The organism is Fibrobacter sp. UWB2 (genome assembly GCF_002210425.1).
GTDB classification, from domain to species: Bacteria; Fibrobacterota; Fibrobacteria; order Fibrobacterales; family Fibrobacteraceae; genus Fibrobacter; species Fibrobacter elongatus.
In genome coordinates this window covers 241,743-263,508 of sequence record NZ_MWQK01000005.1, presented here as the reverse complement: position 1 = coordinate 263,508, position 21,766 = coordinate 241,743, and the positions used below count along the sequence as shown (strand labels likewise).

The window sequence follows — 21,766 nt, the reverse complement described above, 5'->3', positions numbered from 1 at the left end:
AGGAACGTTACTTTCTGATGAATGCTCGCCATAGTTTTTGGCGGGCTTCTTTGTATTTGCGCTCGAAAGCCGTTTCTGGTTTTTTGGGGTCGAAGCTCTCGCAGGTAATTGTCATTCCCGCCACCGAGTGGTCTTCTCTTTTGTCATCCTCGACCGAGCGAAGCGAGGAAGGGGATCCATTAAGTTCTTGCGCGGCAATTCTCGCGGCTTCGGCAAATTCTCGGGCGTAGATTTCCCAGTTCGTGCGGAGTTCAATCGTTTTTCCGAGCGCAAGGAGCGTCGGGAAAATTGGGTGCATGTGGAAACGTCTCGTGGCTTCGCTTTGCTTTGGCCACGGGTTCGGGTAATAAACCGCATGGTACGGAATCGTCCACTTGCATGCTTTGACGTAATCTAATGCGAGACGCCAAAAGTCTAGCAGTTCTGCGCGAATCCAGAATGCGTTTGCGGGAACGTCTTCGCCCGCCGTTTGCGATGGGTTACCTGCCTTGTTCAGGCGGGCGCAGGACTTGTCTATCCCGATGACGGGAATGCCCGGAAAGCGGCGAGCGATGTGGAGCGTGCTTTCGCCTGTTCCGCAACCGGAATCTAGAATGACAGCGACTGGCGCGGTCATCCCGCACCCTGTTGCGGGGTCGGCATTTCTTGCTTCGTAGAACTTCCGTACGAATTCTTCGACTTCTGCAAATGCTTCTCGTGTGTGGTCTGCGATAGGACGCAAAAAAGTTGTCCGCGCGTATTTGCGGACAACTTCTTCAAGATCTTTATGCAGAGTCTCTTGGTTCGATGTTACGGAATTTGCTCCAGACATTATTTGTTCGATTTCCAGATGTTCAGCAAGTCATTGCCGATGAACTCGAGATTGTCGAAGTGGAGTTCTGCATCGCTGTGGAATACGAGACCGATTGTAGTTGCGCTCTTGCGCGTTTCTTCGTTGGGCACAATGTCTGCAAGTGCGAACTTGTACTTCTTCTTCTCTTGCGTGAGCTCCATGAAGGTCTTGCCGATGGTGAATGCTGCTCCACCAAGCGAGGCGTCGACGTCCTTGAGCGTTGCATCAATAATTACAAAATCTGCGGTGCCTTGGCCCCATGCTTCAAATGCAATCGTATCGATGGGGGAGAGGTCGTAGCTTACACCAGTATTTCCGATATCCACTTTGACAATGGCGCTAGCCTGCTTGTATGCGGATGTATCCGGGAACTCAATTGTAAAGTGGACTTCCTTGCCTCCGTTTCCATCATCTTGAATAACGGCTACGAATGGGGAACCAAAATTTGCGTATGATGCTGCCGGAGTGATCTTGAACGATGCTGGGTTCGATGAATCGTTTATAAATACCGGATCGGTGTTTATCGCCCATTGACCCCCATAAGAGCCGAATATGAAATTCGTGTATTCGGGAGCGAGGCGGTGATAGAAGTCCCCGTCTTCAAAATCTTCAATGAGGAGAGTCTCTTTTTCCGGTTCCGGAGTATTCGGCTTGAGCGTCGTGACGGAATCGCCAGCATCCGTTTCAACAGAGACCTTCACCGTGTCGGCGGTGTCTGTCGGGATAATCACCATGTTCAGATGACCTGCCGGGAGACCGAAGATTTCAAACTTGCCGTTCGTGATGGCGGCAGAATGATCGAGACCGCGGAACTTGACGTAGCCGTTCATGTTTTTGAGGCTTTCAGTCGTGTCGTCAATAAAGTCGGTAATTGAACCGCCGATAAAGACGGACTTCTGCAAATTCTGCTGACCGAGTTCAACATCGCTTACGGTATCCTTGACATCCACAGGGAGCTGGAGTGCGAGTGCGGATTCATCAAGGGAGGCTTCCATCGTGTAGTTGCCAATGGCGACGTTTTCGATAGAAACAAAGCCGTTTGAGTCTGCGGTAGCCGTATAGCCTTGACCGTCGAGACTGTTGTGCTCGACGAGCTTGACGCGTGCATTTGCTGCAGGTGCATTGGCGATAAGGATCTGTGCAGTAATGGCGTTGCCTGCTTCTGTGCCGCTCGGGCCGCCGCCTGCAACTTCAGAACCACCGCAGGCGCAAAGCGAAAACCCGATTGCAAGCGGTGCAATCAGCGAAATCATGCGTCTGTTGTTGTTCTGCTTCAAGTCCATACCCTTAATATATAATTTCTTTTTGAAAATCATTTTGCACCTCCTTTGTTTTCGGGCGAGGTAGGGCCTGTTGCCGGGTCGGCTACCTTGTCGGAGAGGGGGTACATAGCGATGTTCAGTGCATAAACGCGGTCGGCGCGTTCGCTCTTGCGGGCAAACTGCAGAAGGCCGCGGCGAAATTCTTCAATCTTGTGCTTGATTTCGGGCAGGTCGGATTCATCAGCGGTGAATACCACGCTCGAAATGTCGCGTTCTTCGGGCTTGTGACGGTCGAGCGATTCCTGCGCAAGTTCCATTGTGTGTCTGTGGAAACTGCGGACTGCAGAACTCTTGACTTCGCCGCCAGTACTGATAATCTGGTCGGTGATGTTCCAACCGCCGGTGCCGTCCGGAACGACGAGACCGAGCTGCTTCAAGATGCCGAGCGCATTGCGGGCGTCATCCTGCGAAATGGGCGGATTCAAATGCTTGCCGAGACCGGCGATATCGCTTGTGTCCTTTGTAATGCCGATGAGGGCGCGGAGCGCGGCGCATGCCCAACTGCCAAAGTAGGCGAGTTCCGGTTCCGAAAGTACGCGTGTTTCAAGGGAACGGAGTTCCAAAAGCTTGTAGTAAAGCTCGGAAAGCGTCTGTTTTGCCTTGGTCTTGTTGAACCTGTAAAGGGTCTTGAAATACTCTGCCCTTCGATCGTCTAGGCCGCAAATTCTGATGAACACGGGCAGGGTGCTCTCGTTCAGATGGCCTTCTTTTTGGAAAACTCGAACAAGCCAGGCCGGGTCCACGCCGGTTTTCTGGCCGAGATAGCGGTACGAGGTGAACGGGTTGTCTTTCTTGGTCTCGACAAACCAGTCCTTAAGGTACTCGCGGTATTCCAGGTAATCTAATACTTCAGGCATACCCTATAATCTATATTATTATAGGGACGTGTTGCGAAAACGCGTTGAGAAAATGGGCTTCGCGTTGTAAAATTTTCAACGAGCGTTGTAAATTGCCGTTTTTTCGCGAAAAACGCAAGGTGCACGCAGGGGGGGGGCTGCCTTATCCTTCTAAAAATTTCAGCAATTCCGGCATTTTGTTGTGCGCATCTTCCTTACCGAGCTCGTAAAGTTCCGCAATTTTCTTCTTGTTGCTCTCGATGTCCGAAATCTTGATGAGTCGGCTCGGGCGGTAGATGAAGACTTTGCCCTCGGATTCGAGTTTGGCGAGCCTGTCGAGTGCCTGGTTGTAGCGGATATGGCGTGTGGCGACTGCTTCGACGAATTTCGGGTAGTGGCGGAACGCGAGTTTGACGAGCGGGAGAGCCTTGTTGACCTTTTTGCGGTAGCCGAGCGGGCGTGTGAGGATCACGACGGCGCGTTTAAAACCGCTTTTGAACATGGGCTCGAACGGAATGCTGTCGGCTACGCCGCCATCCAGGAACTTTCTCCCGTGAATTTCGACAACCTTGCTTAAAATCGGGAGACTAGCCGATGCGCGGATGCGGTTCATGTCGTCTTCGTTGCGGTAGTCCAAAATGCGCGGGTATTCTGCAAGACCGGTTTCAACGTCTGTCATGCAGACGCGGAATTCGGTCTCTTGGCACTGGGCTGCGAACTTGTCAAATTCAAATGGGTCAATTTTGTACGGAATTTGCTTGTAGCAATAGTCAAAAGCAAAGTAGTCGCCTGTAAAAAGCAAGTTCCTGAAGCTCATGTAGCGCGGGCTCTTGGAGTGCACGGTATCGACGCGGAAGTTGCGCCCGATTTGTCCTGAGAGAAAACTGCACAGGTGCGTGGCGCCTGCCGATGTGCCGCAGGCCCCGCCAAACTTGATTTCTTTGTCGGCGAGCACGTCAAGAACTCCGCCGGCATACGACCCGCGTAAACCGCCGCCCTCGACAACAATGGCTGTGTTTTTGTACTTCATAAAATTAACCCAAATCCGACTTATTAATCTACATTAATTAGTTTGGCTATTTAACTACTTTAAACTTATTTTTGCATAATTTGTAATGATTTTATCCAGGCGTAATCTTTGGGGTGGTTGACGAATTTTTCGGGATTTTGAACGAGCATGGCCAAAAATTCATCGCGCGTCATCAAAATGAAGTCGTCCACTTCACCTGGCTGCGGAACGAGATGTTCCACTTCTTCGTCAGATAGCGTTATCTTGTACGTGTCATAGTATTCGTTATCGAAATACGTTTTGTTGTTCAAAACGTTCTCGTGAGTCGCTTCGAAAAGGTATTCCAGGTCTTCGGGGCGCTTGTGAACGCCCATTTCTTCGCTGAGCTCGCGGATGGCTGCGTTTCGGCTGTTGTCGCCTGCGGTGATGTGCCCTGCGCAACTGGTGTCGAGCAAGTTCGGGTTGTTCTCCTTGAGGTGGCTCCTCTGCTGGAAAACGATTCGACCGTTCTTATCGAATGCCCAAATGTGTACGGTGCGGTGCCAAAGCCCCTTCGCATGGACCTCTGTCCTTCCGCGGGAATACCCCGCTGGAGTGCCGTCGCTGTTCAAAATGTCAATCATCTCTTCTGCCATGTCTACCCGCCCGAAAAAAAACTTGTTGCAGTATAATATAGTAATGAACGAAAATGTGTGGACGGCAAGAGAAAATTTTTCTAAGCGCAAATTTTTTCAAAAAATACCTTGACCTAGAGCTAACTCTAGATGTTATATTTTTAGAGAACATCTAAACCAAGGATGAATGGCTATGGACAATACCGCGCAGAACGATTGTGAAATAGGCAAGGAAAGAGGTGTACATGGGGGTAAAGCAATGAGCTATTCTATCGGTGAGGTTGTCAAGAAGACGGGTCTCTCTGTGCATACGTTGCGCTATTACGAAAAAGAGGGACTGCTTCCTTTTGTGCAAAAGAATAAATCCGGAATGCGAGCCTATTCCGATATGGATTTGCAATGGTTGACGATGATTGAATGCCTCAAGGATTCGGGGCTTCAAATCAAGGAAATCCGCCAGTATATCGACTGGTACCGCGAAGGTGATTCTACGTTGCAGCAACGATTGAAACTTTTCCGAAGCCGTTGTGAGGCGGTTGAAAAAGAAATGAAACGCCTTACGGTGGTGCTGAACAAGATCCACTTCAAGGAACTCTTGTACGAGGAAGCCGTCAAGCAGGGAAGCCTTGATGCCGCTGACAAGAATCCGAAACTTTTACGACTCAAGAAAAAACTGTTCGAATCACCGGACGATTTTGACAAGGTAACAGGCTAGACGTGAAAAAATTAACGAAGAAAAAGAAAATTATGATTATTGCACTTTCGACCCTTTTTATTTTGGGAACCGTTGGCGTGCTGTTCCTGAACCAAGCGAAATTTGGGCGTATTCCGCAAGGTAAACGCCTTGAACGCATCAAGCAGTCACCACATTACGATGGCCAGAAGTTCGTGAATGACGAAAATACAGTCACGATGACGGGTGATAAGAACTTGTTTGAAACGACGCTTGAATTCTTGTTCGGCAAAAGGTCGCAAACCGTTCCCGATACAGCGCTGACGGTTGTCAAGACGGACTTAAAATCGCTACCGCAGGACCGTGATTGGATTGTCTGGTTCGGACATTCTTCGTATCTGATGAACTTATCCGGAAAAAAGATCCTTGTGGATCCCGTGTTTTATCAGGGCTCGCCAGTAAGCTTTGTGAACAAGATGTTCAAGGGAACAGACGTTTACAAGCCTGTCGACATGCCGGATATCGATTACCTGGTGATTTCGCACGACCACTGGGATCATCTGGATTATCAGGCCGTGAAGGAACTCGAACCGCGCGTAAAGCGTGTGGTGACGGGACTTGGCGTGGGAGAACATTTTGAATACTGGGGTTACCCTGTCGAAAAACTCGTGGAACTTGATTGGTGGGAAACTGTTGACTTGGAAGCGGCTGAGGATGCAAAGTTTGTGGTGACATCGACACCTGCTAGACATTTTTCGGGTCGTGGGATAAGGCCGAATAAGTCGCTGTGGTCCTCGTTTGTGTTCAATACTCCGAAACGCACTGTTTGGATTGGTGGTGATAGCGGTTACGGCAAGCATTTCAAGAAGATTGGTGAAAAATTTGCAGATATCGACCTCGCCATTCTCGAAAACGGTCAGTACAACGAAGATTGGAACCAAATTCATGCCTTGCCCGAACAGCTCAGTAAAGAAATGCTGGACTTGAATGCAGACCGCTACATGACGGTTCACCATTCCAAGTTCTGCTTGGCTTATCATTCTTATTTCGAACCGCTCGAAAACGCAAAACGCGCCGCTCAGGAATCAGGAAAGCTTGTGCTTATGCCGCAAATGGGCGAAGTGGTGTATCTGGAGTAGTTTTTGCCGAGAATCTGTAAGGGGTAGACCTTTTTGTTTGCCTTTGGTAGCGCGATAAAATTATATTAATACTAGCAACTGGAGGGGCGCAAATTGTGCAAATGCGTTATCTATCATTTTTCGTTATTAATCTAATATGAATAATCTATTAGTCATTATTAATCTCCTAAACTAAATTTGGGTGCGAAAAAAAGAAGGTGTATAAAATGGACTGGCTAATTGACCTGTTTGCAAAGCCCTCCGTAGGGCAACAAGTACTCGCGCTATCCTTGACGGCTGCCATCGGCATCATGCTGGGCAAGGTCAAGGTGAAAGGCGTGAGCCTTGGGGGAGCTGGCGCTCTTTTCGTAGGAATCCTTCTCGGTCATATCGGAATGCGAATCGAGCCCAGCGTTCTTCATTTTATGCAGGAATTTGGCCTCATCCTCTTTGTCTATACAATCGGTATGCAAGTAGGCCCGGGCTTTATTGACTCCATAAAGCGACACGGTCTGGTGCTCAACATTCTTGCGGTGAGCATTGTCCTCCTGGGTGTACTTGCTACCGTTCTTATTTACTTCACGACGAACATGCACGATAACGTGCCGGTGCTGATTGGCATGCTTTGCGGAGCCGTGACGAACACGCCCTCGCTCGGTGCTGCGAATTCTGCTCTGACGGCGGCTGGCGTGGACGCTTCACTCACGGGCGTTGGCTATGCGGTGGCTTACCCGTTCGGCGTGATTGGCATTATCCTCGTGATGATTCTTGTGCGCGTGTTCTTTAGGCAAAAGCCGGAAGTCGCTGCTGCGGAATACCAGAAAGAAATTGCAGAACAGTCCAAGGAAATTGTCTCTTGCACGCTCCGTGTGGATAACGTAAATCTTGTGGGCTGCAAGATCAAGGACATTCCGGGGCTCATCTCTTCGGGTGCTGTGGTAACGCGCCATGCTCGCGATCAGGTGATTAACATGCCGAAGGGCGATATGACGCTTGAGCTCCATGACTTGGTGCATGTCGTCGGTATGCCGGACGCGATTGAAAGCTTGCAGAAGATTATTGGCGAAAAGCAAGAAAATCCGATTACGCTCCAGAAGTCGAATTTGGCGGTCAAGACGATTCTCGTGACGAACAAGAAAATTCTTGGCAAGAGCATTCAGCAGCTTGCGCTCAATGACCGCTTTGGCGTGACCGTGAGCCGCGTGACGCGTGGTGGATTCAAGTTTACCGGGCGCCTCGATATCCGTGTGAAGTTTGCAGATAAGTTGCTCGTTGTCGGTACGCCGGAAAGCATTGCCGCTGCTGCAAAGGAATTGGGTGACTCGCTCACGGCGCTTGACCATCCGGAAATTCTCCCCGCATTCCTCGGCATTTTCATTGGCGTGATTGTCGGTAGCATTCCGGTGGCGATTCCTGGAATGCCGACCCCGCTCAAGCTCGGCCTTGCTGGCGGCCCGCTGATTGTCGCAATTATCCTTAGCCGTAAACGTAAGATTGGCCCGCTCAACTTCTTCATGGCGAACAGCGCAAACCTCATGCTTCGTGAACTCGGTATTACGATATTCCTCAGCTGCGTGGGCCTCAATGCGGGCATCAAGTTCTTCGATGTGCTCTTGAACGGTGACGGATTCTACTACATGGCGCTCTCGGCGATTATCACGTTCTTCCCGCTGATGATTGTAGCGATTGTTGGCAAGGCTGTGTTCAAGGTCAATTACCTCTCGCTTTGCGGTGTGCTTGCAGGTGCGACGACAGACCCTCCGGCACTTGCATTCGCAAACGGCCTCAGCAATTCTGAAGCGACAAACGTTGGTTACGCATCTGTCTACCCGCTTACGATGCTGCTGAGAATCTTGAGCGGTCAAGTCCTCGCGATACTGCTAATCTCTTAGAACGTTGGCAAGATGCTTCTCAAGATGCGTTGCGAGAAACGTGTCGAGAATCGCAGCGGAATGTATATCAAGATGCGCGCGGCACGATAACTGTTTTTGGTTTTCCTGGTCATAACAAAGGGCGGCTCGAAAGGGCCGCCCTTTTCAAATGATTTGTCGTTATCGAACGCTATTAAGCTTTGACTTTCTTCTTATCCATGTGGGCGTAGATGCCGGCGAGGATTGTGCCGCTGATGGAATGGTAGGCGCAGCTGATGGCGCATGGAACGACACAGAGGGCGGCTTCCGGGTGAAGCGCGAGATTCTCCGGGTTGGCGAAGAATGCTCCGGCGAGGACTGTTGCCATGCCTGCATTCTGCACGCCGACTTCAATGGAGATGGTGCGCTTCTTGGCGGTGTTGAATTTGAACAAACGACCGACATTGTAGCCGAGCACGTAACCGAGGCCGTTATGCAAAAACACCACAGCGAGGATGAGCGCGATAAGGCCAACGCCGTTCGCGAAAAGCTGCGGGCGGACGGTCACGATAACGCCACCGACGATTAACGCAAGGCCGATAACGCTCACGGCGGGCATGTTTGCCTGGAATTCCTTGAAGCCAGCGCGCTTGCCGAAGAAGTAGTTGCAGGTGAAGCCGATTGCAATCGGGAACACGGTCACATAAAGGATGTTGAGGAACATGCCGACGGCGTTCACTTCGATGCTTGTGTCTGCAAGCCAAAGGACCAAAAGCGGGGTCATGAGCGGAGCGAGAAGTGTGCTTGCCATGGTCATGCTTACGGAGTAGGTCACGTCGCCTTTAGCCAAGAAGCTCATAACGTTGCTTGAAACGCCGCCCGGGCAGCAACCGACGAGAATGATGCCGATGGCCAAATACGGGTCAAGTCCAAAGAGCTTCGTGAGCGTGAATGCGACGAGCGGCATGATGGTGTATTGCGCGACGGCGCCGAGGAAAATGTCGCCAGGACGTTTCATCAAGTTGCGGACATCGTCCATGGTAATGGTAAGGCCCATGCTGAGCATGATGATGCCGAGAATAATCGAGCTTGTGTTGCCGTGAACCCAGCCAAAAAGCGTGGGGATGAAAAATGCGATGACTGCACATGCGATGACGAAAAGCGATGTGTATGTCGATAAAAAGCGGCTAACAGCCTTGATTAAATTAAGCATGATTGTATCCTTCTTTGTGTGGCTTAAATATAGGCATATACGCGGGGTGTGGCTAGGTAATAAAAACACGGCACCGTTTTTACGGTGCCGTGCAGAATTTACTTGTGAAATCGCAGATTTCTCAGTTGCAGATTACACTTTTTCAAGTGCCTGCGTGAGGTCGGCGATAATGTCTTCGACATTTTCGATACCGACGCTGAAACGGATGAGGTCCGGTGCAACGCCTGCTTCGATGAGCTGTTCGTCGGTGAGCTGACGGTGCGTATGGCTTGCCGGGTGCAGCACGCAGCTACGGGCGTCGGCCACGTGGGTCACGATGCAGATCATCTTGAGACTATCCATGAACTGGATGGACTTTTCACGACCGCCCTTGATGCCGAACGTGAGAACGCCGCACGGGAGGCCGCCCTTGAACTGCTTCTGGGCGAGTTCATAGTACTTGTCGCCTTCGAGACCAGCGTAGTTGACCCAAGCGACCTTCGGGTGGTTCTTGAGGAACTTAGCGCAAGCGAGAGCGTTTTCGCAGTGGCGCGGCATGCGGAGGTGCAAAGTTTCGAGACCGACGTTCAGAAGGAATGCGTTCTGCGGAGACTGGATAGAACCGAAGTCGCGCATGAGCTGTGCGGTTGCCTTCGTGATGTAAGCGCCCTTGCCGAAAGCCTTCGTATAGGCGAGGCCGTGGTAGCTCGGATCCGGTTCGGTGAGGCCCTTGAAACGGTCGTGGTTTGCTTCCCAGTCGAAGTTGCCGCTATCGACAATGCAGCCACCGACTGCCATGGCGTGGCCATCCATGTACTTGGTCGTGGAGTGGGTCACGATGTCAACGCCGAATTCAATCGGACGGCAGAGAATCGGGGTCGGGAAGGTGTTGTCGACGATCATCGGAACGCCGTGCTTGTGGGCGAGATCAGCAAAGCGCTTGAGGTCCAAGACCTTGCCTGCCGGGTTTGCGACGGTTTCGCCGAAGACGCACTTAGTGTTCGGGCGGAAAGCCTTTTCGATTTCTTCGTCGGAAGCGTCCTGGTCAACGAACGTGCATTCGATGCCGAGCTTCTTCATGGTGACGGAGAAGAGGTTGCTCGTACCACCGTAAATAGCGGAAGTGCTGATGAAGTGGTCGCCGGATTCGCAGATGTTGAAAACGGCGTAGAAGTTTGCTGCCTGACCGGAACTCGTGAGCATAGCAGCCACACCACCTTCGAGAGCGGCGATCTTGTTGGCGACGGCGTCGTTGGTCGGGTTCTGCAGACGGGTGTAGAAGTAGCCGGAAGCCTTCAGGTCGAACAAGTCGGCCATGTCGTTGGTGGTTTCGTACTTGAACGTGGTGCTCTGGTAGATGGGGAGAACGCGCGGTTCGCCATTTTTCGGCTGCCAACCGCCCTGAATGCAAAGAGTTTCGATCTTGGACATTTTTTTAGAATCCTTTATAAAATTTTTATGTTGTGTAATATAGTTAGATTCTATAACGTGGTCTAGTAAAAAGATTTCCAAAAATGGCGGAAAAACAGAAAGTATTGGTTAAATTAGGTAAAAGTTATAGATAGTAATAGAAAAACGTTATAGCTGTGAAATGTATTTTGAACAGCTTCTTTTGTTTTTAATGCCGTTTATTTTATGAAAAGATGTCGTGTTTCGCGTTTTTTTTGTAAATTAAGAACAAAGAAAGGGAGAAAAATGCGCTTTTCGAGAAATATTTTTTGCTCAAGTGTTTTGGCACTTTGTCTTGTCGCATGTAGTGACGACTCCGCTGCGATAAATGATGCTTTTGTTGCGATTTCCTCTAGCAGTGAAACGTTTAACGAATCGTCTAGCGAAATGTCTGGGATCAGTGTGGTTTCTTCGAGTGATGCGTTGTCATCTGAAAACTTGATTTCTTCAAGTAGTCAGGTTGAGGGGACATCTAGTACTGCTGTTTCATCTTCATCGGTATCTCGTTTTGAAGGAATTGTTTTTCGAAATGGTGACAAGAAAACAGCTGTCCAAAAGTCTGACATCGATTCTGTTAAAACTCAGGCCGCGGGGCGTTTTTGGCTTGTGATGAGGGATCCCCTAAACCAAAAAGAAACAGAATCCCTTGAAAATATTGGAATTTACAGACAACGTTGCTATGAAGGCTATCGGTATTATCTGTATGACTATAATGGTCCCTCCCGAGATGATTTGGGGTACATGTGTCTTTGCCTTATGAAGGCGGAAAAAGATGTCCAGAAGAGTGCTATCGATTCACGGATTAACGAATTCTACAACTCATTTGATGCGGATGAAACGGTGGCGGAAGGCATTGTCTGGGAATCCCGAGATCAGAAAACGGTGGTCAAAAGATTTGGCGATGATTCCCTTATGACGCAAGCCGCAGGGCGTTTTTGGCTTATTACGGATTATTCGTTGAACAAAGAAGCAAGAGCATCTCTTGAAGCTTTCGGAGTAGAAACGCTAAGCTGTTCTGCTCTCCATACCGAAAGTTTGGACATGGGCATTTGCTTTATGAAGGGGGCTCGCGATATTCAAAAGGCCACCATGGATTCCTTGATTGTAGGGTTTTATAACACGTTCAGTGTTGATGATACGACAAAGCTGGAATTTGATTACACGGGGGCGCATTGGGTTGTTGAAGATGTGTCTCTTGAAATTGTTGTCGGCTGCTGGGAAGATGTCTCAATGGATGCTTGCAAAGAAATTGTGAAAACTTGCAAAGGCGAGGATGCCGCATTGGATCGATCTGTCATTCTTAGCACAGCTACGAGAGAAACGATTGATTGTCTTTTATCGAATAAAGATGTAAATCGTGTGGAACCTGTGCGATATGGGGAACCAACCGTTATAGATTGACGGCTTTAGAAAAAAACTATCTTTGCGGTTGATGAAACCGGTTCCGATTAAAGCTCTCGAATCTTCTGCAAACGCTTCGCGCGGTCTTGCTCTTTGGCATTTGCTTGCCATAGGGACGATTGCATTTTGGGGCACGAGTTTTGTGAGCACGAAGGTGCTTTTGAATCACGGTTTCTCGGCGGTGCAGATTTTTACGTTGCGCTTTACGGTGACGTACTTGCTGCTGCTTGCTATGACGCATAAACAATTCCGTTGCGAAAACTGGAAGCACGAGTTGATTCTGTGCTTGTGCGGACTCACGGGGTGCACGTTTTACTTTTGGGCGGAGAATACGGCGCTCACGATTTCACCGTCGAGCAATGTCTCGTTGATTGTCTGCACGAATCCGCTTTTGACGATGATTTTTGGCGGGCTCATTTACAAAAGCGAACGCCTTTGCAAACGGCAAATTTTCGGGTGCGTGATTACGTTTATCGGGATGGTGCTTGTTGTGTTGAATGGAAAGTTTATTCTGAAGCTTTCGCCGGTTGGCGATTTGCTCGCGTTCAGTTCGGCATGCATGTGGACGATTTATTCCTTGATTGTCCGGCCCCTCAACGGAAAATATTCTACGTTGTTTATCACGCGAAAGATGTTTTTCTATGGCGCGCTCTCGTCAATAATCATTATGCTTGGCGAAACGGATAAGTCTGTCCCGTGGCAGAACTTTGCGGAACCTGTCGTGTCGCTCAACTTCCTTTGCCTCACGGTTTTCTCGTCGCTGTTTGGCTACTTGATTTGGAATAAAGTTTTAAAGCAACTTGGGACGGTTTTGGCGAGCAATTACATATACGCAATTCCACTCGTGACGATTATTACAGCGGTGATTGCGCTTGGCGAAAAAATAACGGCCGTCGCCCTTATGGGGGCAGCGGCCATTGTTGCGGGCATGGTGCTCGCGGAATGGAAAAAGTAAAATTATCTTCTGCCAATGTTCTTGTCTTTGATTACGTCTCTCAGATGAGTTTTGCCACCGGTTGTTATCTTTGGATCGATGATGGGTTCCTTCGGTTCTTTCGGAATGTACCCCGGAGCAATGTCGCCGTCTAACGGCTTGATGCGGCTATTGACGTCGGCTGTATTCAATTTTTTCAAATCGGCTGCAGCGGTGACTTTGTTGATGCTGATTTCTTTCTTATCCATTTTATCTCCTTGTTGTATAGGTGAATAGATTTTATAGAATGTCTTCCGCCTTACCTTCATTTTGAAGCTTGACGGCGAATTCATCGCAAATTGCGCTTAGAATTCTTTCGTGGGTGCACACTTCTGGTGAAACCCCAAATAGACTTCCTGTTGTGTAAAATGAGGTACAACCACATTCATGTGCAGCGCAGCGATGTTGGATTGCACATCCGATGCATTCCTTTTTTTCGGTTTCGAGAAACTTGTAGACTTCTTGAGCGGCGGGACTGTCGTATATGTGATCTTCTTTGTCTAGAACGTTGCCTAGTAAGTAGGGTGCATTGGGCTTGCTAGAAATGAATCTGCTACACGGAAAGACATTTCCATTTGTGGCAATGCCGATAGATCCCTTAAGAATGTCGCAGGAGCAATGTTTTACCTTTAGATTGAGGGCGTGGAGCAGAATATGGTCCTGTATTGTTTGTATGTAAAAATCGCTTTTCTCTTTTTTAAGGTTGTACCATAGTTCTGCAAGTTTGGTATATTCAGCTGCAAGCACATCCATGTCTTCAGAAGTCCAATGCCCGTCGAAATCAACTGCATTTTGAACTTGATTAAAACCTTGCGCTTTAAGCCATTTGACAGAATCGGTTAATCCCTTAATATTGTTCCGGTTGATTACTGAAATCACGAAAGCATTTTGCTCGACCAATTTGGGAATGAATGGTGCTATAGCTTCGAAACTCCCTTTGTTGTTTACGGTTCGTCTTGAAATGTTGTGTCGTGATGCAGGGCCGTCGATTGATACGTATATTGAGAATTTTTCTTTTTTGAAATATTCGAGAACTTCGTCATTTAATAAGGTGCCATTCGTGTTTATGGCAAATATCAATGCAAAGCCTTTGGAATGTTCAGAACGGCGACTTTCGACAAGTTCTTTGAGAAAATCAACGCTTTTTTGAATAGCGTCAAATCTTAGGAGTGGCTCGCCTCCGAAGAATGTGATTGAAAGAAAATCGTGCTTAAATTCGATGGTCTTGTCTAAAAGGTAACGGAGGCTTGCTTCTCTGACCTCGTCGCTCATGTCGGCGCAACGTTCGTTTTGGCTCTCGTTATAATAACAATAGGTGCATCTAAGGTTACATTTTTCTGTTAAACTTAATAAAGCTCTCATAAAATCCTCTTTCTCGGGAAACTATAAAAGATTGTTTGTAAGGTAGAATTGAAAAATATTTGTTACATGCCCTTGCCGTTATTACTATATTTGGCAATGAAAATGCCTTATGCGGTAAAACGCTGTATCGTATCGCCAAAGATTCGATATAAGAGAATCCCGTGAAAGCCGGGAACGGTCTCGCCGCTGTAAGGGTGGACGAAACCAGCATAAACCAATGCTTGCCGCAAGGCGGGTGTGAAGGGGCTGGAAGTAGAGTGATCCCCGAGCCAGAAGAACTGTAAGGCATAAAGGGCGCCTTGCGCCATAGGTTGTTAAACGGTGCGAAAGACATCGCTTTGCATAGCCACGCGTTTGCGTGGATGTTTGACTGTATGCCGTAGTGTTTACGGTCGTTTGGGCGTTCGCGTTTGTGCGGGCGTGCTGTTGGCGAGCGCTTTTTCGTTTTCCGAAGAATTCATTCAAGATTTAGGCGAGTCGTCGGTTTTTACGACGACGGATGTTGAAAAGCCCTTGCAGGCGTCTTCGAGCTATGCCGAAGTCAAGCCCGAAGCTTGGGAAGGCCGTGGGCTTTCGGCGGCCGAAGTCTTGGCCGCGCTCCCGGGTGTGCAGTATTACCGCCAGGGCGGTGTCGGGAGTTTCCAGACGGTGAGCATCCGCGGGGTAGCCGCAAAGAACATTGTCGTGTGCATCGACGGAATTCCGTTGAACGATGCGTCGGGCGGTGCGGTTGACTTGGGAACAATCGACTTGAATCAGGTCGAAAAGATTGAAGTCTACAAGGACCGCGTGCCGGCGAAGTTTGGCGGTCGCGGTATTGGCGGTGCAATCAACTTTGTCACGAAAGGCTCCAGGCCTGCCGAAACGGTGCTCTCGTCTGACGAGAGAAAATCGGGACGCGTGCTCTTGAGCTATGGAAGCCACAACACGTGGGAAGCCTCGACACAGTTGCTTTCACGTTTGACGGACAGCGCTTCGGTAAGTGCTTCTTTGTCGGCGCGCCACAGCGACAACGATTACGAATTTAGCAGTAACAACAAAACACCTTCTAATCTTGAAGATGATTTTACGGATACTCGCAGAAATGCGGAGTTTACGGAATACTCTGGACTTTTCAAAGCTCGCATACTTCATGCCAATGGCGTGTTTTCGACATTGAACTTTAACTTTAGTTTAGCTGAGGGTGGTAATCCTGGTCGTGATGACTATCAGACATCAGTAGCTGGTTACAAGGGCGAATTTGCGTCGGCTGTTTATCGAGCAGAATTGCCGCAACTTTGGAATTGGCTTTGGCTGGAACTTTCGTTGACGGGACGTTTTGAAAAGGCGGTTTCGCATTCGTACTATCCACTAGATCACTTGGGCTATGTCTCGTCGGATTTTTTGAAGTATGGAGCCGCGGGTTACAGTCTCGTTCCTGAAATTTTGGCAAATTACTCTAGCGAAAAAATCGAAGCAAATTTGCGTTTGTCGTTAGATATGAGCTATTATCAAGGGCGGGGTTCTTCGAAGCCTTGGAACTTGACCCGCTATGCAACGACGGTTTCGGGTGATGTTATGTATAACATTTTAAAGACTCTGTCGGTGGGCGGTGAAGGCGCGGTACTTTTTATTAAGGATGATATTCATGGTGGAGAGTATGTATCGCCGGTGCTGTCAAAAAAATTGACATCAGCTGAAGATCGTGATGTGTCCTTTATGGGGCGAGGCTTTATGCGTTATGACGCGCCAGATTCTCGATATGGAGGCAGTTTGAGTTTTGGTCGGTTGTTCCGTGCACCGCAGCTGATGGAACTTTATGGTGTTTATCCTGGGGTGGTGTCGAATACGGATCTTTGTGATGAATCTGCGCTCCGCTTTGAAGTGGGGGGCTACTATATGATTCCAAAAAGTAAAACGGTTTTGCGAGCAACGTATTTTGAAACGAGTATAAAGAATGCGATTTATTGGGTCAGCAGTGGAAATTTTATGAAGCCTCTGAACATTGGCAAATCGCATATTCGAGGTTTAGAAGCTGAATTAGAAAGTAAACCTAAAAAGTGGTTTACTGCAATTTTGCGTGCGACTTTCCAAAAGACGGAAGACGAAAGTAGTGAGCCTTATTATAACGGAAAAATGCTCCCGTACGAGCCGGCACGTTCGTATTATGCCGAAGCAAAATTTGATTTGCCTTACCATTTTGATTTTACATGGACTTCGGAATACCGTACAAGAATTTTTGAAGATAGAACAAATCGCATAAAGCAACCTGCTGTGGATTTGCATCATTTGTCATTGGGCTATAATCCTTTTAGCAAAACTAGACTCGTGTTTTCGCTTCGGAACTTGACGGATGAAATTTATCGAACGACTTATTCACCGTTTCCAACTCCGGGGCGAGAATACAAATTAACATTAACACAGGGGTTTTAACCCCGCGCAGTAAGGGCTTTGCAAAACGTGTAATGCTTTTGCTGTGGCAAACATAAAGAGGTACAAAATGAAAAAACTCCTAACACTCCTTGCTGGGTCTACTCTTGCATTCTATATGCAAGGCTGCTCGGATAACGCAACATCTGCTGATGACGATACGCCGCTATCCAAGGGCTCGGTTTATGTTTATACTTCTGAATGGACTGCAAAATCTGGCGAACTCCGTTGGATCGATGAAGACGGAAAACTTTCCAAGAAGAGTGTAGAATTCTATCAAGATTCCAAGATTGTTGGTGTTGATGGAAATTTGTTTGTGCTTGAAGGTTCGGGCACGGATAATCTTATTCTTGTTGATCCGTCGACTAACGAGAAAAAATGGGAAAAGAGCTTGGAAGATCTTGCTAATCCCAAAGATGTTGTCAAGGCAAATAAGGACGAAGTTTGGGTTGCCTTGGAAGGCGTAAGCAATTTTATAAAAGTTGCCGTAAAGGATGGCAAGATTGTGAAGACCGTCAAAACCGACGGCTTTGAGGTTAAAAAGGGACAATCTCCTCACTTAGTTGACTTTGAAACCCGTAATGATACTTTGTTTGGTCTTTTCCAGCGTTATACTTCGACTCCTTCTGACGATGGCTATTCCAAGATGGACTATTCGACTCCGGGTCTTTTGGCTATGTATAAGCTTGAAGATGGCTCATTGCTTGATACGGTGCAACTCGTAAAGAATAATCCGCAGGTTATGGGCTTTGCTAAAGGCAAGCTTTATGTAGGCTCTGTGGGTGATTATGCAACTGCAGATATGTATGGTATCGAGGTTGTTGATTTGGCTAAGAAGAAATCTTCTGCAGTTGTTGATGGGAAGAGCCTTGGTGGTGGCGTTTATGCGATGGCATTCGACTCAAAGGATGGCTTGGCATATGTAGCTGTTTATGAGGGCTGGGGCAAAATTACTCTTGCTGAAGTTGATTTGAACGAAAAGAAAGTGAAGGCGATTAAGGGGGTTTCCAATATCACGGGTTCTTTAGCTTATGATGAAGCTGATGGTGTTCTGTATATTGGTAATGATGATGCTGTATATACCTATGAAGATGATAAGCTCAACAAGGTTGAAAGTGCGGTAAAGGATGTTCTTCCGCCGTATAACATTACCATTGTTCGCTAGTTAACGAGAAATAATGGATTCTTCGCGTTGCTCAGGATGACGCGAAGCGTCAATTCGAGGCGGCTATTCCTAGCCGCCTTATTTTGTATAGCATCATGCGCGGGCTTACGGAAAGGTCGCGCCCAGCGGCGCTCATGTTGCCGTCATGACGGCGGAGCGCTTCGCTTAAAATTTCGCGCTCGTAGCTGTCCATCAGAGTCGCAAGCGGGCTGTTGCCTTCGGGGAGTACGGAAGTGCCCGAAGTTACGTCGGTTTGCAGCGTGGGCGGCAAGTCGTAGGCATTGATGCAGACGTCAGTTGTCGCAAGGCATGCGTGTTCGATGCAGTTTTCGAGTTCGCGCACGTTACCTGGCCAATGGTAGCTCATGAGCATGTCGATGGCGGGCGAACTTAAACGCAAAATTTTCTTGCCGTATTTGTAATTCATCTTTTCGATGAAATGGTCCGCTAAAAGTAAAATATCCGTCTTGCGCTGGATAAGCTCGGGGAGTGAAATCTGGAAAATGTTCAGGCGGTAATAAAGGTCTTCGCGGAACGTGCCATGTTGCATCATGGCTTCGAGATTTTTGCCTGTGCTTGCGATAAGGCGCACGTTGCAGCGCTGCTCAATGTTGCTGCCGAGGCGCTTGAAACTTTGTTCCTGAATAAATTGCAATAGCTTGATTTGCGCGGGGAGCGGCAAGTCGGCAACTTCATCTAGAAAGAGCGTGCCGCCGTTAGCTTGTTCGGCCTTGCCGATGTGGCGGTTGGTAGCGCCTGTGAACGCTCCGCGTTCAAAACCGAAAAGTTCGCTTTCAAAAGAGTTCGCACCTTCAGTGAGGGCATCGCAGTTTAGCGCTACGAACGGAGAATCTTTGCGTTCCGAAAGTTCGTGAATGCTGCGGGCGACGTATTCCTTGCCGGTGCCTGCCTTGCCGCGGATGAGAACTGTTGCTGCGGTGGGGGCAATTTGGCGGACGAGCTTGCTCACTTCGCGCATTTCGCGCGTGTTGCCGATGAGTTCGCCTGGAATGCCTTCAATGACGTTACGAATTTTTTGGCATTCGATTTGGTGTTCCGCTTCGACTGTTTCGAAGTTTTTCTTTAAAATCCCGTGAATGCTCTCTAAAAGCTCGCCACGCTTGCGAACCTTTTGGATTTTCTCGACGATGGCCGCGAAAGTCGTGTTTTCAAGAGCTTCGATATCCATTTTGCATTTCGGAAAATCTCTGTTGCTGTGCCGAGCCTTCGGCAGCCCGACGCAGCTCTAGGAGAGATGAACGTGTTTAATATAGTAATAAATTGCGATTTTGTATTACAAAAATGTAATAAGGTGATATAATTTTACAAAAATGTAATGAAAAGCGCAAAAAATAGGCGATTTTGTACGGTGCAAAGGCCAATTTTCGTTGCTAATTTTGATGCAAACAGAGATAAACCAATAAAAAGACTGGTGAAAAATGAACAATAGTCGTAATAAGGCCATCTACGATATCGCAACTGCTCCGGTGAGTGCTGTGATGCCTGCCGCTCCTGCGAATGTCGATTTCTATGGCGAAGACGTTTTCAATGCCGATGCCATGCGCACCTACCTCCCGAAGGATATTTGCGAAAAATTGCTCGCAACGATTGACGAGGGCGTGGCTCTTGATCCGAGCATCGCTGGTGATGTCGCTCATGCTATGAAGCGCTGGGCGATGGATCGCGGTGCAACGCACTTTACGCATTGGTTCCAGCCTTTGACGGGTTCGACGGCCGAAAAGCACGACAGCTTTATTGAACCGTCTGGTGGCAAGGCCATTATGGCTTTCAGCGGCAAGAATTTGATTGTGGGCGAACCGGACGCTTCGAGCTTCCCGAGTGGTGGTTTGCGCTCCACGTTCGAGGCTCGCGGCTATACCGCTTGGGACCCGACTTCTCCGGCTTTCATCAAGCGTCACGGCAATGGTGCTACGCTCTGCATCCCGACTGCATTCTGTAGCTACACCGGTGAAGCTCTCGACAAGAAGACGCCGCTCCTCCGCAGCTTGCAAGCGCTTTCCAAGTCGACTCGCCGCCTCATGACTTGTTTCAAGGCCGGTCCGAAGAAGACGACTGTTACGCTCGGCGCAGAACAGGAATACTTCCTCATCGACAAGAGATTTTATCTGCAACGCCCGGACCTGTATCAGGCCGGTCGCACGATTTTCGGTGCTACTCCTGCAAAGCACCAACAAATGAATGACCATTACTTTGGCAGCATCCCGAGCCGCATCTTGAACTTTATGAACGATGTGGAAAAGGAACTGTGGAAGCTTGGTATCCCGGCAAAGACTCGTCACAACGAAGTGGCTCCGGCCCAGTTCGAACTTGCTCCGCTCTTTGAAGAAGTGAACCTTGCTTGCGACCACAACATGCTTGTGATGGAAACGCTTCGCAATGTGGCTGACCGCTACGGTCTCGTTTGCTTGTTGCACGAAAAGCCGTTTGCAGGCGTGAACGGTTCTGGCAAGCATAACAACTGGAGTCTTTCTTACGGCAAGGGCAATTTGCTCAATCCGGGTAAGGACCCGCATCAGAACGCCGTGTTCCTCACCGCCATTTGCGCCATCATGTATGCTGTCGATACGCATGCTGATTTGCTCCGCATGACTTGCGCAGGTGCTGGTAACGATCACCGTCTTGGCGCTCACGAAGCTCCTCCGGCAATCATCTCCATTTACCTCGGCGATCAGCTCACGGACGTGATTGAACAGCTCGAACAAGGCGTGCCGAAGTCCAGCAAGCAGGCGGGTGCCATGAAGCTTGGCTCTGATACGCTCCCGCCGCTTCCGCGTGATGCTACGGATCGCAACAGAACTTCGCCGTTTGCATTTACGGGCAACAAGTTTGAATTCCGCGCACCGGGCTCAAGCCAGAGCTGCTCTGAACCGAACGTTGTTCTGAATACGATTGTCGCTGAAGCTTTCGACATAATCTCTGAGCAGCTCGAAAAGCTTGATGACAAGAACTTCCACACGGGCCTGCAAAAGATTCTGCAAAAAATCGTGAAAGAACACAAGCGCATTCTTTACAATGGCAACGGCTACACTGAAGAATGGGTGAAGGAAGCTGAAAAGCGTGGCCTCCCGAACATCCGCACTTCTATGGAAGCGCTCAAGGCTTTGACGAAGGATGAAAACATTGCGCTCTTCGAAAAGTATGGCGTGATGAACCGTGCCGAAATGGTTTCCCGTTACGAAGTGAATGTGGAAGATTACCACAAGCGCATCCACATCGAAGGCGAAATCGCTCGTGACATGGCGAAGAACATCATTTTGCCTGCTGTTGTCGAAGCATACTCCAAGGCGCTCAAGACAAACGAAATGGCCCTTAACCAGGGCTTCCCGGGTCTTGACGGCTACGCCAAATCACTTGGCGAAGGCTTGAATCGTTTGACGACTGCAATTGACGTAATGGAAAAATCGCTCGGTGGACTCCACGAAGGCATTGTCGATGCGATTGCCGCTCTCCGCAAGGAAGTGGATGGCCTCGAAAAGATTGTGCCGAACGAACTTTGGCCGCTGCCGAAGTATCGCGAGATGCTGTTTATTTATTAGTAGA

18 protein-coding genes and 1 riboswitch are annotated in these 21,766 nt (G+C 48.8%); of the genes, 8 read left to right on the top strand and 10 right to left on the bottom strand.

The features are described from left to right. Positions 1-7: 7 nt before the first annotated feature. From B7982_RS11350 to B7982_RS11330, 5 genes are all read right to left on the bottom strand, one after another. Positions 8-811 carry an SAM-dependent methyltransferase gene (locus tag B7982_RS11350; RefSeq protein WP_088660845.1) on the bottom strand — a complete coding sequence of 268 codons (804 nt, stop codon included), beginning with the start codon at positions 809-811 and terminating at the stop codon, positions 8-10. Beyond that, positions 811-2,148 (bottom strand): carboxypeptidase-like regulatory domain-containing protein, encoded by a 1,338-nt coding sequence (locus B7982_RS11345; RefSeq protein WP_088660844.1) that lies wholly within the window; start codon positions 2,146-2,148, stop codon positions 811-813. Before B7982_RS11345 ends, B7982_RS11350 begins: the two co-directional genes overlap by 1 nt. Further along, positions 2,145-3,011 carry a TIGR02147 family protein gene (locus B7982_RS11340; protein WP_014545866.1) on the bottom strand — a complete coding sequence of 289 codons (867 nt, stop codon included), beginning with the start codon at positions 3,009-3,011 and terminating at the stop codon, positions 2,145-2,147. The genes B7982_RS11345 and B7982_RS11340 overlap by 4 nt, the downstream gene beginning before the upstream one ends. Positions 3,012-3,153: 142 nt before the next feature. Beyond that, on the bottom strand, positions 3,154-4,020 hold the full coding sequence (locus B7982_RS11335) for a patatin family protein (protein ID WP_088660843.1): 867 nt from the start codon (positions 4,018-4,020) through the stop codon (positions 3,154-3,156). A 65-nt stretch (positions 4,021-4,085) separates the two neighbouring features. Further along, complete coding sequence (locus B7982_RS11330) at positions 4,086-4,634, bottom strand: NUDIX domain-containing protein (protein ID WP_088660842.1); 549 nt, start codon at positions 4,632-4,634, stop codon at positions 4,086-4,088. A 238-nt stretch (positions 4,635-4,872) separates the two neighbouring features. Here B7982_RS11330 and B7982_RS11325 point away from each other — a divergent pair, with 238 nt between their 5' ends. The 3 genes from B7982_RS11325 to B7982_RS11315 all read left to right on the top strand — a co-directional run bounded on the left by B7982_RS11325 (position 4,873) and on the right by B7982_RS11315 (position 8,296). After that, on the top strand, positions 4,873-5,328 hold the full coding sequence (locus tag B7982_RS11325; protein ID WP_088660981.1) for a MerR family transcriptional regulator: 456 nt from the start codon (positions 4,873-4,875) through the stop codon (positions 5,326-5,328). A gap of 32 nt (positions 5,329-5,360) precedes the next feature. Continuing rightward, positions 5,361-6,425, top strand: coding sequence for an MBL fold metallo-hydrolase (locus B7982_RS11320; protein WP_088660980.1), 1,065 nt, complete (start codon positions 5,361-5,363; stop codon positions 6,423-6,425). 206 nt (positions 6,426-6,631) lie between these two features. After that, complete coding sequence (locus B7982_RS11315) at positions 6,632-8,296, top strand: putative transporter (RefSeq protein ID WP_088660841.1); 1,665 nt, start codon at positions 6,632-6,634, stop codon at positions 8,294-8,296. A gap of 172 nt (positions 8,297-8,468) precedes the next feature. On the opposite strand, the gene B7982_RS11310 is transcribed toward B7982_RS11315, so the two are convergent. Together B7982_RS11310 and B7982_RS11305 are read right to left on the bottom strand one after the other, a co-directional pair. Further along, positions 8,469-9,467 (bottom strand): bile acid:sodium symporter family protein, encoded by a 999-nt coding sequence (locus B7982_RS11310; protein ID WP_088660840.1) that lies wholly within the window; start codon positions 9,465-9,467, stop codon positions 8,469-8,471. A gap of 132 nt (positions 9,468-9,599) precedes the next feature. After that, positions 9,600-10,877 (bottom strand): O-acetylhomoserine aminocarboxypropyltransferase/cysteine synthase family protein, encoded by a 1,278-nt coding sequence (locus B7982_RS11305; protein ID WP_014545857.1) that lies wholly within the window; start codon positions 10,875-10,877, stop codon positions 9,600-9,602. A 204-nt stretch (positions 10,878-11,081) separates the two neighbouring features. On the opposite strand from B7982_RS11305, the gene B7982_RS11300 reads away from it, so the two are divergent. Continuing rightward, entirely contained in the window at positions 11,082-12,296 is a 1,215-nt protein-coding gene (locus tag B7982_RS11300; RefSeq protein WP_088660839.1) for a hypothetical protein, read from the top strand. Between the two features lie 31 nt (positions 12,297-12,327). Further along, the gene (locus tag B7982_RS11295) at positions 12,328-13,251 is read left to right on the top strand and encodes a DMT family transporter (protein ID WP_088660838.1); all 924 of its coding nucleotides are present in this window, start codon (positions 12,328-12,330) and stop codon (positions 13,249-13,251) included. 2 nt (positions 13,252-13,253) lie between these two features. Here B7982_RS11295 and B7982_RS11290 read toward each other — a convergent pair whose 3' ends face one another. Both B7982_RS11290 and B7982_RS11285 read right to left on the bottom strand, forming a co-directional pair. Next, a complete protein-coding gene (locus B7982_RS11290; protein WP_088660837.1) occupies positions 13,254-13,478 on the bottom strand; it encodes a hypothetical protein in 225 nt (74 codons plus the stop codon). Between the two features lie 31 nt (positions 13,479-13,509). Continuing rightward, the gene (locus B7982_RS11285; RefSeq protein ID WP_088660836.1) at positions 13,510-14,631 is read right to left on the bottom strand and encodes a radical SAM protein; all 1,122 of its coding nucleotides are present in this window, start codon (positions 14,629-14,631) and stop codon (positions 13,510-13,512) included. Positions 14,632-14,738: 107 nt separating this feature from the next. Further along, positions 14,739-14,932: riboswitch (cobalamin riboswitch) on the top strand. Positions 14,933-14,985: 53 nt separating this feature from the next. Here B7982_RS11285 and B7982_RS11280 point away from each other — a divergent pair. Both B7982_RS11280 and B7982_RS11275 read left to right on the top strand, forming a co-directional pair. Then, positions 14,986-17,043 carry a TonB-dependent receptor gene (locus B7982_RS11280; protein WP_158213005.1) on the top strand — a complete coding sequence of 686 codons (2,058 nt, stop codon included), beginning with the start codon at positions 14,986-14,988 and terminating at the stop codon, positions 17,041-17,043. A 67-nt stretch (positions 17,044-17,110) separates the two neighbouring features. After that, positions 17,111-18,205 carry a hypothetical protein gene (locus B7982_RS11275; RefSeq protein WP_088660834.1) on the top strand — a complete coding sequence of 365 codons (1,095 nt, stop codon included), beginning with the start codon at positions 17,111-17,113 and terminating at the stop codon, positions 18,203-18,205. Between the two features lie 49 nt (positions 18,206-18,254). Here B7982_RS11275 and B7982_RS11270 read toward each other — a convergent pair whose 3' ends face one another. Next, a complete protein-coding gene (locus B7982_RS11270; RefSeq protein ID WP_088660833.1) occupies positions 18,255-19,394 on the bottom strand; it encodes a sigma-54-dependent Fis family transcriptional regulator in 1,140 nt (379 codons plus the stop codon). A gap of 310 nt (positions 19,395-19,704) precedes the next feature. Here B7982_RS11270 and B7982_RS11265 point away from each other — a divergent pair, with 310 nt between their 5' ends. Continuing rightward, entirely contained in the window at positions 19,705-21,762 is a 2,058-nt protein-coding gene (locus B7982_RS11265) for a glutamine synthetase III (protein WP_369833099.1), read from the top strand. The last annotated feature ends 4 nt before the right edge of the window (positions 21,763-21,766 follow it).

Excerpts from the sequence above, each read along its gene's own strand:
- B7982_RS11350 (WP_088660845.1), bottom strand. The coding sequence starts at position 811 with ATGTCTGGAGCAAATTCCGTAACATCGAACCAAGAGACTCTGCATAAA.
- B7982_RS11275 (WP_088660834.1), top strand. The coding sequence starts at position 17,111 with ATGAAAAAACTCCTAACACTCCTTGCTGGGTCTACTCTTGCATTCTAT.
- B7982_RS11310 (WP_088660840.1), bottom strand. The coding sequence starts at position 9,467 with ATGCTTAATTTAATCAAGGCTGTTAGCCGCTTTTTATCGACATACACA.
- B7982_RS11300 (WP_088660839.1), top strand. The coding sequence starts at position 11,082 with ATGAAAAGATGTCGTGTTTCGCGTTTTTTTTGTAAATTAAGAACAAAG.
- B7982_RS11265 (WP_369833099.1), top strand. The coding sequence starts at position 19,705 with ATGCCTGCCGCTCCTGCGAATGTCGATTTCTATGGCGAAGACGTTTTC.
- B7982_RS11330 (WP_088660842.1), bottom strand. The coding sequence starts at position 4,634 with ATGGCAGAAGAGATGATTGACATTTTGAACAGCGACGGCACTCCAGCG.
- B7982_RS11320 (WP_088660980.1), top strand. The coding sequence starts at position 5,361 with ATGATTATTGCACTTTCGACCCTTTTTATTTTGGGAACCGTTGGCGTG.
- B7982_RS11345 (WP_088660844.1), bottom strand. The coding sequence starts at position 2,148 with ATGATTTTCAAAAAGAAATTATATATTAAGGGTATGGACTTGAAGCAG.
- B7982_RS11305 (WP_014545857.1), bottom strand. The coding sequence starts at position 10,877 with ATGTCCAAGATCGAAACTCTTTGCATTCAGGGCGGTTGGCAGCCGAAA.
- B7982_RS11295 (WP_088660838.1), top strand. The coding sequence starts at position 12,328 with ATGAAACCGGTTCCGATTAAAGCTCTCGAATCTTCTGCAAACGCTTCG.
- B7982_RS11285 (WP_088660836.1), bottom strand. The coding sequence starts at position 14,631 with ATGAGAGCTTTATTAAGTTTAACAGAAAAATGTAACCTTAGATGCACC.
- B7982_RS11325 (WP_088660981.1), top strand. The coding sequence starts at position 4,873 with ATGAGCTATTCTATCGGTGAGGTTGTCAAGAAGACGGGTCTCTCTGTG.
- B7982_RS11270 (WP_088660833.1), bottom strand. The coding sequence starts at position 19,394 with ATGGATATCGAAGCTCTTGAAAACACGACTTTCGCGGCCATCGTCGAG.
- B7982_RS11340 (WP_014545866.1), bottom strand. The coding sequence starts at position 3,011 with ATGCCTGAAGTATTAGATTACCTGGAATACCGCGAGTACCTTAAGGAC.
- B7982_RS11315 (WP_088660841.1), top strand. The coding sequence starts at position 6,632 with ATGGACTGGCTAATTGACCTGTTTGCAAAGCCCTCCGTAGGGCAACAA.
- B7982_RS11290 (WP_088660837.1), bottom strand. The coding sequence starts at position 13,478 with ATGGATAAGAAAGAAATCAGCATCAACAAAGTCACCGCTGCAGCCGAT.
- B7982_RS11335 (WP_088660843.1), bottom strand. The coding sequence starts at position 4,020 with ATGAAGTACAAAAACACAGCCATTGTTGTCGAGGGCGGCGGTTTACGC.